10 protein-coding genes are annotated in these 13116 nt (G+C 53.1%); 7 read left to right on the top strand and 3 right to left on the bottom strand.

Features of this window, described 5'->3' with window-relative positions; genetic code table 11:
- Positions 1-57 precede the first annotated feature (57 nt).
- Positions 58-699 (bottom strand): hypothetical protein, encoded by a 642-nt coding sequence (locus HS100_17435; protein MBE7435702.1) that lies wholly within the window; start codon positions 697-699, stop codon positions 58-60.
- A 175-nt stretch (positions 700-874) separates the two neighbouring features.
- Between HS100_17435 and HS100_17430 the strand changes: the two genes are divergently transcribed.
- From HS100_17430 to HS100_17410, 5 genes are all read left to right on the top strand, one after another.
- On the top strand, positions 875-3844 hold the full coding sequence (locus HS100_17430) for a hypothetical protein (GenBank protein ID MBE7435701.1): 2970 nt from the start codon (positions 875-877) through the stop codon (positions 3842-3844).
- A gap of 249 nt (positions 3845-4093) precedes the next feature.
- Entirely contained in the window at positions 4094-4585 is a 492-nt protein-coding gene (locus HS100_17425; GenBank protein ID MBE7435700.1) for a hypothetical protein, read from the top strand.
- Positions 4586-4615: 30 nt separating this feature from the next.
- Positions 4616-4945, top strand: coding sequence for a hypothetical protein (locus HS100_17420; protein MBE7435699.1), 330 nt, complete (start codon positions 4616-4618; stop codon positions 4943-4945).
- A 132-nt stretch (positions 4946-5077) separates the two neighbouring features.
- Positions 5078-5281, top strand: a complete 204-nt coding sequence (locus HS100_17415; GenBank protein ID MBE7435698.1) for a hypothetical protein — start codon at positions 5078-5080, stop codon at positions 5279-5281.
- Between the two features lie 542 nt (positions 5282-5823).
- Positions 5824-6579 (top strand): hypothetical protein, encoded by a 756-nt coding sequence (locus HS100_17410; GenBank protein MBE7435697.1) that lies wholly within the window; start codon positions 5824-5826, stop codon positions 6577-6579.
- A gap of 95 nt (positions 6580-6674) precedes the next feature.
- Here the strand turns inward: HS100_17410 and HS100_17405 are convergent, their stop codons facing one another.
- Together HS100_17405 and HS100_17400 are read right to left on the bottom strand one after the other, a co-directional pair.
- Complete coding sequence (locus HS100_17405; protein ID MBE7435696.1) at positions 6675-7397, bottom strand: hypothetical protein; 723 nt, start codon at positions 7395-7397, stop codon at positions 6675-6677.
- A 2-nt stretch (positions 7398-7399) separates the two neighbouring features.
- On the bottom strand, positions 7400-8437 hold the full coding sequence (locus tag HS100_17400; GenBank protein MBE7435695.1) for a tyrosine-type recombinase/integrase: 1038 nt from the start codon (positions 8435-8437) through the stop codon (positions 7400-7402).
- A 74-nt stretch (positions 8438-8511) separates the two neighbouring features.
- On the opposite strand from HS100_17400, the gene HS100_17395 reads away from it, so the two are divergent.
- Both HS100_17395 and HS100_17390 read left to right on the top strand, forming a co-directional pair.
- A complete protein-coding gene (locus HS100_17395; protein ID MBE7435694.1) occupies positions 8512-8658 on the top strand; it encodes a hypothetical protein in 147 nt (48 codons plus the stop codon).
- A gap of 90 nt (positions 8659-8748) precedes the next feature.
- Complete coding sequence (locus tag HS100_17390) at positions 8749-13095, top strand: AAA-like domain-containing protein (protein ID MBE7435693.1); 4347 nt, start codon at positions 8749-8751, stop codon at positions 13093-13095.
- The last annotated feature ends 21 nt before the right edge of the window (positions 13096-13116 follow it).

Below are 13116 nucleotides of genomic sequence, written 5' to 3'. Positions count from 1 at the left end.
GTTTCCGCGGGCGAATCTACCAGGGCGAAGGGAATCGTGCGGAAGGGCAGCGGTCCGCTACCGGGATTGAAATAATCCCTTGATGAATTCAATAATGAATTCCAGGAATTCTTCGAATGGGGTGGGGGAGGGTTCTGTCTCGTCAGGAGCGACGGTTGGTGGGGTGGTCGAAGTCGGGACGCTTGTAGGCATTCGGGTCGGCGTTTCAGTTGAAGTTACGGTGGGGAGAGGGGTGACGGTTGATTGTTCCCGGGGGCTTTGCGTGATACGCGGATTGATCCAGGCGGCATTATCGTCATTAGTGGCGCCCAGAGAGCTTACCTCCAGAACGATGGAACCGGTTTTACCGGCAAGCGGGGCAAGAGGGATTTCGAATCCGGCGACTTGACCGTCATAAAATTCACCGACTGCCCATAATTCTGCGATCTCGTTATCCGTTCCAATGAAATAGATTCGGAAAAGCACCGAACACGTCAATGCGTTTTCGAGGCATCCTGCATTTCCGGAAAGGGTTTGCCCCGCGGAGATTTCCAGCTCGGGTGAGCGGACGGATCCGGTCGATCCGGCGGAATCCTGTGGGAACCGCAGGGTGATCAACTTACTGTAAAAATCGCCGTTCTCGATCAGCCCAATCATTTCCTTCGAGATCACCGTGTCTGGTCCGCTGACTGCGTTACAGTCAATGGGGGTTTGGTCCACAGTAATTTCTGTTTCACAATAACTATCGAAATAATCGAATACGACCGTGTCGCCTGGCAGCGAACTAGCCGCTGGCGCGGGTAATGTGGTTTCAAAAGTGGGAGTGGAAATTAAGGTTGGTGTCCATGTTGCTAACTCTGCTGGCGTGTTGGCAGATGTCGGCGTATAGGAGGGTGTGCTGGTCGGCGTCGATGTGAGTGTCGGCGTATTGGATGGCGTACTAGTCGACGTGAATGTAGGTGTTGGCGTTCTCGACGGCGTGCTGGTTGCAGTCGAAGTGGGTGTTGGCGTGTTGGACGGCGTGCTGGTCAATGTAAATGTAGGCGCCGGAGTGTGTGACGGTGTACTGGTCGCAGTCGACGTGGATGTCGGTGTGTACGATGGCGTGCTGGTCGGCGTTGATGTTGGCGTATTGGATGGGGTACTCGTCGATGTGAAAGTAGCCGTCGGTGTTCGCGATGGTGTGCTCGTCAAAGTAAACGTGGGCGTTGGTGTGTTCGATGGCGTACCGGTCGGAGTCGACGTGGATGTTGGGGTATTGGATGGGGTACTCGTCGATGTGAATGTCGGTGTCGGTGTTCGCGATGGTGTATTGGTCGGAGTCGACGTGGATGTCGGCGTACTCGTCGATGTAAATGTAGGCGTCGGTGTTCTCGATGGCGTGCCGGTCGGAGTCGACGTGGATGTCGGCGTGTTGGACGGCGTACTTGTCGATGTGAATGTAGGTGTCGGGGTTCGCGATGGTGTGCTAGTCAATGTGAACGTGGATGTTGGCGTATTGGACGGCGTACTAGTCGAAGTGAATGTAGGTGTCGGCGTGTTGGACGGCGTGCTGGTCGATGTGAATGTAGCCGTCGGTGTTCTCGAAGGCGTGCTGGTCGGCGTCGATGTGGATGTCGGCGTGTTGGACGGCGTGCTCGTCAATGTAAATGTAGGTGCTGGTGTTCGCGATGGTGTACTGGTCGATGTGAATGTAGCCGTCGGTGTTCTCGAAGGTGTGCTCGTCAATGTAAATGTAGGTGCTGGTGTTCTCGACGGCGTACTAGTCGATGTGATTGTCGGTGTCGGCGTGTTGGACGGCGTACTAGTCGATGTGAATGTAGGCGTCGGTGTGTTGGACGGCGTACTGGTCGGCGTCGACGTGGATGTTGGCGTATTGGATGGCGTACTCGTCGATGTGAATGTAGGTGTCGGTGTTCGCGATGGCGTACTGGTCGACGTCGATGTGGATGTTGGTGTGTTCGAAGGCGTACTTGTCGATGTGAATGTGGGCGTCGGCGTGTTGGACGGCGTGCTCGTCAATGTAAATGTAGGTGCTGGTGTTCGCGATGGTGTGCTGGTCGGTGTCGACGTGGATGTTGGTGTTCGCGATGGTGTATTGGTCGGAGTCGACGTAGATGTCGGCGTATTCGTCGATGTAAATGTAGGTGTTGGTGTTCTCGATGGCGTACTGGTCGGCGTTGATGTGGATGTTGGCGTGTTGGACGGCGTGCTCGTCAATGTAAATGTAGGTGCTGGTGTTCGCGATGGCGTACTGGTTGGCGTTGACGTGGATGTCGGTGTTCTCGACGGTGTGCTTGTCGATGTCGAAGTGGTTGTCGGTGTGTTGGACGGCGTGCTGGTCGATGTGAATGTAGCTGTCGGTGTTCTCGACGGTGTGCTGGTCGGCGTCGACGTGGATGTTGGCGTATTGGATGGTGTACTTGTTGATGTGAATGTAGGCGTCGGTGTTCGCGATGGCGTGCTGGTCGACGTCGACGTCGATGTCGGTGTGTTCGATGGCGTACTAGTCGACGTGAATGTAGGCGTCGGTGTTCGCGATAGCGTACTAGTCAATGTGAAGGTAGATGTTGGCGTATTCGATGGCGTGCTGGTCGGCGTCGACGTGGATGTTGGTGTATTGGATGGCGTACTGGTCGGCGTCGACGTGGATGTCGGTGTATTGGATGGCGTACTCGTCGATGTGTATGTAGATGTCGGTGTTCGCGATGGTGTATTGGTCGGTGTCGATGTGGATGTAGGCGTATTGGACGGCGTACTCGTCGATATAAATGTATGCGTCGGTGTTCTCGATGGCGTGCTGGTCGGTGTCGACGTGGATGTTGGCGTGTTGGACGGCGTGCTCGTCAATGTAAATGTAGGCGCTGGTGTTCGCGATGGCGTACTGGTTGGCGTTGACGTGGATGTCGGTGTTCTCGACGGGGTGCTGGTCAATGTGAATGTAGGTGCCGGTGTTCTCGACGGCGTGCTGGTCGATGTGAATGTAGTCGTTGGCGTTCGCGATGGTGTATTGGTCGGAGTCGACGTGGATGTCGGCGTATTCGATGGCGTGCTGGTCGGCGTCGACGTGGATGTCGGTGTTATCGATGGTGTGTTGGTCGCAGTCGACGTGGATGTTGGCGTATTCGATGGCGTACTAGTCGACGTGAATGTAGTTGTCGGCGTGTTGGACGGCGTACTTGTCGATGTAAAAGTGGGCGTCGGCGTATTGGAGGGTGTACTCGTCGATGTGAATGTAGCCGTCGGTGTTCTCGAAGGTGTATTGGTCGGAGTCGACGTGGATGTCGGCGTGTTGGACGGCGTACTCGTCGATGTGAATGTAGCTGTCGGTGTTCTCGAAGGCGTGCTCGTCGAAGTAAATGTGGGTGTTGGTGTTCTCGACGGCGTGCTGGTCGGTGTCGACGTGGATGTTGGCGTATTGGATGGCGTACTCGTCGATGTGAATGTAGGCGTCGGTGTTCTCGATGGCGTACTGGTCGACGTCGATGTGAATGTAGCCGTCGGTGTTCGCGATGGCGTACTGGTCGCAGTCGACGTGGATGTCGGTGTGTTCGATGGCGTACTCGTCGATGTAAACGTGGGCGTCGGTGTATTTGACGGCGTAAAGGTGGCTGTCGTCGTATTTGTTGGTGTGTATGTAGGCGTAAAGGTAATGACCGCGCACAATGGGGCTGAATCCACCTGCCCTGAAGGGCTCATCGTTCGCAGGTTCTCGTCATATAGTTTGACGAATTTCACTTCAGACACCTGCTTCAACGTCAACGCCAAAGGATCGAGGAGGCTGTATGAATTGCCAAGCGTGGAGCAATTTCCTGCCAGGAACACACTGAGCACGCCGTCGTCGCTCAATGAATACTCTTTGTGACCGGTAAATCCGCTCCAAACAGCGACCAGACCATTATTTTGTTCGCTTGCAGTGGGTCCGCGGAAATATTCGATCAGCAGGGTATCGATGGCGTCCTGATCCGTCGCAAGTTTGCGGGGTACGCCAACCTCGATGGGTACGCGATTAGTCCTCAGGCTTCCCATTGAGGTGAAATACACGATCATCTCGCGATAAGCGGGTGTCGCTGTGGGCGTGATGGATGGGGTTGGGGAAGCTGTCGGTGTCCGAGTGGGCGTGCTTGTCGATGTGAATGTAGGCGTCGGTGTTCGCGATGGCGTGTTGGTCGGTGTCTTCGAGGAAGTCGGTGTCCGAGTAGGTGTGCTTGTTGATGTTAATGTAGGCGTCAGTGTTTTCGTTGAAGTGTTGGTCGCCGTCGCCGTGGTGGTCGGCGCTTGGGTGGGTGTGCTCGTTGATGTAAAGGTTGGCGTTGGAGTTTTCGATGCCGTATTGGTTGGCGTCGCTGTAGCTGTCGATGTAAATGTAGGCGTACTTGTTACTGTAAATGTGGGCTTGGGTGTATTCGATGGCGTAATGGTTGGCGTAAAAGTCAAAGTGGGCGTGTTCGCGGGTGTGCTGGTCGATGTAAATGTGGTCGTAGGTGTTTTCGATGATGTGCTGGTTGGTGTCTTTGTGGCAGTAGACGTCATTGTGGACGTCGGTGTGCTGGACGCGGTGCTTGTCGAAGTGAGTGTCGGCGTCGGAGTCCTTGATGGCGTATAGGTCGAAGTTGCGGTCGCTGTCGGAGTCCGGGTGGGCGTGCTCGTCGGTGTGAAGGTAGCCGTTGGTGTTTTCGAAGGCGTACCGGTTGGCGTCATCGTGAAAGTCGGCGTTTTTGTCGGTGTGTTGGTTGATGTAAATGTTGGTGTCGGTGTTCGCGATGGCGTGTTCGAAGGCGTTACCGTGGATGTCGGTGTCTGCGTGGCGACCACACAGTCAGGGACCGAATCGACCGGTCCATCCGGTTCACGCGTACGCCGGTATTCATCGAAGAATTTTATGAAGGTTATTCCGTCGATTTGTCGCAAGGTTCTTCCGAGCGGTTGGGCAAAACTGTATTTATCTGATATTGCCTCGCAATAGCCGATAAGGTAGACTTTCAGCACGCCGTCAGTTCCTAGTTCATACTTGTCATACCCCAAAAAGCCGTTCCAAACTGGGGACAAGCCTCGTCGGGTTTCCTGTGCATTCGTTCCGGCGAAGTAGGTCTTCAGGATGGAATCGATCGGGTCGGATGTAAGGATCTCCCTGTCCACGGCCTGGTCGAATGGCTGGATGCCCTGGTTCAAATTATTGATGTTCGTAAAATACACCTGCATGGTGATCGACACCGGGGTGGGGGAGGCGGGGACTGAAGACGGAGGAAATGGGGTCAGAGGAGTGGGACTGTTCAACAATTCCTGCGTGACAGGTGGTTGATCTTCCAGGGTCGGCATCGACGCATCCGTTTGCAAACCAACTTGCAGCGTTGAATCCGGTAGGCCTGTCGTTCCAGGCTGGTTTTGAAAATTTAAGGAGGCTGTGAAATAGGCAAGCCAACCTGATGCGATCAACGACAATAGTGCCCAGAAAAAAGACCATCTCGCCGTGGAAAGGTATTTGTTTCGAATTAGAAAATTGGGAAGCGACCTGCTGTTTTGAATTCCCCGAAACCCGGCGCGGATGCCCAAAATGGCCATGAAAAAAAATAAAACAGCCGCAATGAGAGGCAAAAACGTGGGCATCTTGGCGATTATATCATCCATAAATTGACAGCCCGCAGCCGTCGTTGCGGCAATTTCCCCGGGAGCAGGGGGTTCTGGGATCGGTTTCCGGCGTGGACGAACCTTCTCTCTTCAGCGTGCCGGGCATATGTGTAGGAAGGAGGCGAAAAGATCGTAATTCGACTTCTTGCAGATGCCGAAAACACCGTCCAGCTTTATAATCAAAGATGAGATCATATTTTAAAGGAGAAGAGAGAGATGAAGAAAACGTTTGTTGCCGCGTTATGTGTTTTATTTCTGCTGTCCGCCTGTGGGGGATCTCTCGAACCACAGGTCGTGACTGCGTCCGGCGATATCGCTGCTGCTGTCGAACAGTATCGCGCATTGCTTGGCGCCAATAACGGGGGAGACCCCGGCACGAAGGGATCGGACGGCTACCGCGAGATCAACTGGGACACTTTGCCCGATGAGGAATCCGCTCCGAATTATTATGCGCCGGATTTCTTCAATCAGCCCGAAGCGCCGCGCGCTCGCGGCATCGTGCTCAACACGCCTGGCGAAGGCTTGATGGTCAGCGCGAATGCAAACAATCCTTCAGGAGTTTTGCCGCGTTTCGGCAACATCAACCCGCAATACGCCGACATTTTCAAGGCGTTCAGCGAGGAGAAATTATTTTCACCCCTGGGCAGCAATCTGGTGGTGATCACATTCTTCGTCCCCGGCACAGATGAGCCCGCGGCGGTGCGCGGATTCGGCGCGGTCTATGCCGATGTGGATACAACCCACACCGCCTTTGAGTACTTCGACAGGGACGGCAACTCGCTCGGCAGTTATGAAACGCCGATCTGTGATGGATGTCTATCCTTCCTCGGTGTGGTCTTCGATGATGCCGTCGTCGCCAGTGTGGAGGTCCGGTACGGCACCGGCGCGCTCGGTCCAGACGATGGGGCAGGGGGCGTGGATGTGGCTGTGATGGACAATTTCATCTTCGGCGAGCCGCAGGCGATAAAATAAATTTGATGGATGAAGAGACTGCCGCCTCAAAGGCGGCAGTCTCTTTTATTTTGTTCAGTGGGGTGGGGGAGGAGATCGATTCAACCGGTTTTTCGTTATCGCCTCCGAAGGAAAATCTCCACGTTGCCCGCAGTGACCGCAAGCAGGGCGGCGCAATCCAGGAAGATCGTCAGACCCCAGAGCCGCGTCAGGGAGGTGACCAAACCAAGCAGCACCAACCCAAGGAAGAGTCCGTTGAGTTGGACGATGTTTTTTGTTAATTCATTAAGCGGCCGCAATAGGAGGAGCAGCCAGCCGGCGCCTCCCAGGATCAACACGAGGCTCATTGCAATTAAAAGAAACAGAGAGCCTTTTCCATCCAACTCGAACAGGCTCATGACCAAAATACTGCATGCGTCCTGGCGCGAAGGCAATTCGCGATACGGCCGTTGAAAAATATTGACCAGCACCACGCGCTCGAAGGCGATATCCGAGCCGTTGACCGTCCACTCGAGCGGCTGGCTCTCCAATGGGGCGAGCTCGAGCGTTTCACTGATCACTCTGGCGTTTTCTCCCTGCCCAATGAAGGCATTGACAACCGGCTTGGTCGCCTGATCGGTCAGTGTGTTCGTGATCGTTGTTCGTATGGAGGCGGTTTCCCACGGCGCGATCGCCAGTGGGCAGGAAAGGTCCAGGCTTTCATCGCCGATTTGCTGGTTGATCAGGCGGGCTTCCAATTCGCCCCACAGCATGACAGCGGAGAGGGAAAGGCTGATCGCGATCCCGGTCAGGAAAAGGAACAAACTGAAAACAACGGGAAGAAGTCTTTTCGATTTCATTTTCAGGTTTTACCCTGTTTTGCCCGATTTTCAAAGACCTCGTAGTATGCTTTATCCAATTCCTCGTCTGATAGGTGGGTATATCGCTGGGTGACTTGAATATTCTCATGCCGCGCCAGTTTCTGAGCCAATGCCAGGTTTCCTGTTCCTTGAAGCACCGACGTGACGAAATAATGGCGAAAGGAATGCGGTGTGATCTTTCCGGTCATTTCGCTTCCCAGGAACTGGCGGACGCGTTCCCTGACGATGTTTCGCCCGGTCGTGGTTGTGATCGGCTTGATCTTTTTCCCGGCACCCTTGTCGTGCCGCGCAAAGAGGGGCAGGGAACTCAATTGCCTGCCGGATTTTCCATCCAGTTCTGCTCGCTGGGCGAGATAATCCTTGATGGCTTGCATCGAACGTGAGGCAAAACGCACGACGGCTTGCTTGTTTCCCTTGCCGATGATGATCGTGCGGCTCTCGTTCCAATCGATATCGCCGCGCCTGAGTTTACAAGCCTCATGGACGCGCAGTCCGGTATCTGCCAAAGTGATTAAGAATGCCTTGTCGCGGTATGCGCGTAGTTTAACGCTGGCTTGCTCGGAATCCTCTGTGGTTTCATTTTCCATTAGTGCGTGGACGTCTTCCACTTTTTCCAACAGGGTGTCGATATCGTTGGCGGGGAATTGTGGCAGGCGTTTTCCGGGGCGTCTGGCGCGTTGCTGCATCAGAACGGTGAGCCGCGGAAGGTTTACATCCGCTAAATTGTCTGAAGCCACGAACAGGTAAAAGCCTTTCACAGCCTGCAGGTACAAATGTTCGGTCGCGGTCGCGTATGCGTTGAGGTGATCCACAAAGTCCGCAAAATGATCTTCGCTCAACAGGGCGATGGGGGTGCCGGCTGGCGGGAAATTCTTTTCATCCAGCATCTGGCTGAAAATATTCAAAGCGTTCTTATACGAAAGCATGGTGGGCTTGCTGCGCGCGCGCTCGACCATGCGTAAATAACGGGCAATCGCCTCGGAAATCATTGGATTTTGGTTCACTGGGGCATCTGGCATGTCTTCATTATACGAAATTGCCTGCTTTTGTCAATGGTTTCGATAATAATTCTTATCGAAAGCATAAGATGGAAATGTCATTACGACCTGAGCCTGTCGAAGGGAAGCAATCCCCCGCTCCCCCACGCGGACAATTACCACGCAATACTTTTGATGCAGACACACTTCAAATTACGGACATGAGCCGCTTCCGCCTGCAACTCTACTCCACTGATAACTGATCACTGACCCACTCCCTTCCCCTCCCCTGCCCCACTTTGAAATGTGTATAAACTCACTTGCACCGCCGTCCCGATTATGCGACAATCGATTTGGCAACACACCGTCTCACGGGAGGGACGTTTTCTGTGGGCGATCTGGTAAATCCCTACATTGCGGGGGCACCTGTCACCGAGCAACGCATGTTCTTCGGTCGTGAGGATATTTTCCAATGGATCGAGAACAGCATCACCGGGCAGTACGCAGACCATATACTTGTCATTCACGGACAGCGCCGGGTGGGGAAAACTTCCGTTCTCAAACAATTGGGCAACCGGTTGCCCCAACGCTACATCCCCGTCTTCTTCGATTTGCAGGGTCGCACGCATACCACGCTCGACCGCTTTCTTTGGTGGCTCGCACGTGAGATCGTCCGCGTGCTCAAGCAGGATCATGATATCGATCTGCCCATCCCGGACAGGGACGATTTCACACGCGACGTTGAGTTCTTTGAAAACCGCTTCCTGCCGGACCTCAAGCCTGTCCTGACCGATAAGACCCTTCTCCTCACTTTTGACGAATTCGACAACCTCGAGGAAAGCGAAGTAAAGGAAGAGTTGGCACGTCCGTTGGTGGATTATCTGCGCCGGCTGATGGGGTATGCGAACTTGAACTTCATTTTCTCCATCGGCTCGTCGGGGCGGAAATTGGAAAACATGCAGGCGGCATATACAGAATTTTTCAAGTCCGCACTGTATAAAAAAATCAGCTTCCTGAACGAGGAACAGACCCGTCACCTCATTACCCGCCCGGTCGAAGGCTTGTTGAGATATGACGACAAAGCTGTCGAGCGGATCTTCAGCCTCGCCTCCGGGCATCCCTATTTCACACAGCTCACCTGTCATGAACTTTTCGCCCGCTGTCAACGCACAAAGCAGCGTCACATTGCCGTTGAGGATGTGGAAGCCGTCCTGGATGATGTGATCGAACGCGGGACCGTCAATCTGAAATTCGTTTGGGATGAAGCTTCCGATATCGAAAAATGGAGTTTAGCCGGGCTTGCAGATCTGGATCAAGCAGACTCCCGCGCTCTAGCAGATTATCTCCGCAGGAACCGTGTGCGCTTTAGCGAATCAGACTTAACATCTGGTTTGCTTCACCTGCGGGAGAAGGACATCCTAACGTTTGATAATAGCTTTGTCATCCAGCTAATGCGGCGCTGGCTGCAAAAGAACCGTCCCATCGAACAAGTGCGCGAAGAGTTGACCGAAGTCAACCCGATCGCGAATCGCTATATTGAGATCGGTCTCGAATTCAAGGATGCAAGCCTGTTCGATAAAGCCATCGAAAGTTTCCATCAGGCGCTCGAGATCGCGAACGACAACATCCAGGCGCAGGTCAACATCGCATTGACGTACATGGATCAAAAACTGTACGGGAAGGCTGTGGTCGAATTCGAAAAGACGCTGGCATTGGACGATGAAGACGTCTCGGCTCGTGCCGGGCTTTGCGAGGCTCATCTCGCGCTCGGCGACCTGGCGTTAACCAGGGGGCGCGAAAGGGATGCGGCGCTTTCCTATCAGCGTGTGCTGGCAATCAATGCCGAACATACCGAGGCACGCGGACGCATGGCGGATATCGCGCGTCAGCGCGCCGAGAAAGCGTTGACCGACGGTAAGGACGAGGAAGCCTTCTCCGCGTTTGCAGAGGCGTTGAAATACACGCCGGAAGACGAAGCGTTGTCAATTCGCTTTGAGGAAGTGAAAAAAGAGCGGCGGGAAAAAGTCCTTTCCACATTGTTGGCGCGGGCAGAAAAGGAACTCACCGCAAAGAACTGGGATTCCGCCATCCGTATATTACAGGAGGGTTTGCAACTCTCGGCTGAGGATGAACGCTTCAAGAAAAGGATCGCAACCGCAAAAGAGAATCAACGCGCCGCAAAGCTGGAGTCCTGTCTGGCTCGCGCGTCGCATGCGGAACAGGCTGGTAAATGGGAGGCGGCTGCCGCGGCATTGCAGGAATACCTGTCCATTGAGGCAGATCAACCGCAAGTGCAGGGCAGGCTAGAGAAGGCGCGCGGCAAAATACGTGAGATCGAACTGAGTGAGTTGCGCGAAAGAGCGCGAAGTTTCGCCCGCTCTGAGCGCTGGGACGAGTCACTAACAGCGTGGGACGCTGTCCTTGTGCAGGAACCAACTGACTTGTTGGCGCGAAGTGAAAGAGAGGCGGTTGAAAAAAGCCGTGGGCTTTCAAAGTCGTATGCGGAGGCGCAATCTGCATTCGCAAAGAAGGATTACGATAAGGCGATCGCGCTTTTCAAGAACATCGTCATGGAAGATTCGGATTACAAGGAGGCGACCCGCCTATTGGCGGAGTCTGTCGAATTGCGCCGCACGGTACGCAAATGGTGGCAAAGTCGGTGGGCGTTGGGCGGAGTCGCGATCATAACTTTACTTATTGGTGCGTGGCTCCTGGTCCGTTTTGGGTTGCCATTGTTTACGGCACAGCCTGCATCCCCGATTGGATCAGAACCTGCCATTGCAAACCCATTGCCTGCATCCCCGCCTTCTGTGACATTGGTTCCAACTGCCTCCCCCACTCCCCTACCGCTGAAATGGACGCGGTTGAATTCGGGGCAGTTTTTACCGCGGATGAATGTGAAAGCCATTGTAGTGGATCCCGCGGACTCAGGCGTTATCTATGTTGGTACCGAAACATCAGGTATTTATAAATCAATCGATGGCGGCATATCGTGGCAGCCGTCTCATAAAGGACTGGAACAGGCAAGCATTGCGAAGTTGGTGATCGATCCACAAGATTCAAACATTCTCTATGTGAGCTCAGCAAACGGAATCTACAAGACAATCGATGGCGGCCGCAACTGGAATTTGCTCTATCCAATTGAAGGCTCCCGTAATCTCACCATGGATTCTCAAAATCACGAACACCTCTATTTTGTGGACGGCGATTTTTATCGTGAATCCAATTATTTATACCAAACAATGAATGGCGGTGAGACATGGGATAAATTACAAACGCCTACCTGCCCGAGTTCATTTGCCAATCTGAATTTACTTCCTGAAAATGCGGACACTCTATTCCTCACTTTTACATCCTATTTTGAAATCAACGAGTGTAATCAGGGAGTCTATATATCCGAGAATGGCGGCCAGACCTGGAATTTCACCCCTGCAAATCTTGAAGGAATAGATCAACTGAGAATTCTCAACATTCAAACCCAGCCGGTCGAAATAATTTACAGGTCAATACGGATCAGTGAACAATCCTTTATCCTTTACAAATCCCTAGATCGGGGACAAACCTGGTCGTTGATATTGAACAACCGATGCTTTGCCATAACTATTGATCCAACCAATCCGGAAAAGTTATTCTGCGGCGCCGATGGACAACTCATGCTTACAGAGGATGGCGGAAAAACATGGTCATCCGCGCTTGAGACGGACGGCTGGCTTGTCGCAATAGCATTTTCATCGAACGCCATATTTGTGGGTGAAATGATGGGGAACGGCCTGTATATATCAGATGATGGCGGCAGGGAGTGGAAAGAGCAAAACAGCGGGATGGGTGGCATCTATTTCAACTTGCACGTTAATTTTGCGCAAAGTTCAAACTGGTATGCCGAAGAAGAGGCAGGGGTGTTTCATTCCAGTGACCTTGGTCAGACCTGGGATCTGGTTGACGATCGCGGATGGCTTACGGCATTAGGAAGTGACGGAAATACAATTTATCGGCTTGGAGGAAACGGTATCCTTCGCTCAAAAGATGCTGGAAAAACATGGGTGGAACTGGCCTTACCGTCGAAGGACACTGTTTCAGGTATCGCAACTTTATCTCAACAACCGGAGACTGTTCTTGCTCTTAGAAGAAATGGTTATTATATATCTACAGATGGCGGAGCAACGTGGGATGCTTCATTCGAAAACGCATGGGAACAAATACCATTCGATGGTACAAGTAATCCAAAGCTCTATTCGGACAGCACGCGGCAGCAGTTTTATGTAATCGGTACAAATGGCAATACAGAATTTTTGCACTCCGAGGACGGGGGCAGGAAATGGGATATTTGCGCGCCTATAGACGCATCCTTTATGTTCTCTTCATCAAACTTATCCATTGATCCAATGGATAAGCAACGGCTCATCGTAGCGACAGAGAGAGGCGTATTTTTCAGCACAGACGGGTGTCGCTCTTGGCGGGCCATTAACGATGGCTTGAAAAGTCTATATGTAAATTCTGTAGCCATTGATCCCAACAAACCCGATACACTCTATACAGGCACCGACAGCGGCGCGTATGTCTCTTTCAATGGCGGTGAAACCTGGAACGAGGTCAACGACGGACTGCTCGGCGCGACGGTGGTGTATTCCATCGCTGTTGATAAAGAAAGCAACGTCTACGCCGCGACGCCTTATGGCATATTCAAGCTGGAGGGGAAATGAATGCAAGGCTGGAGCAGCTCT

The organism is Anaerolineales bacterium (assembly GCA_015075725.1).
Classification (GTDB): domain Bacteria; phylum Chloroflexota; class Anaerolineae; order Anaerolineales; family Villigracilaceae; genus Villigracilis.
The sequence above is the reverse complement of the archived record's forward strand: the minus strand, read 5'-3'. Positions and strand labels throughout refer to the sequence as shown.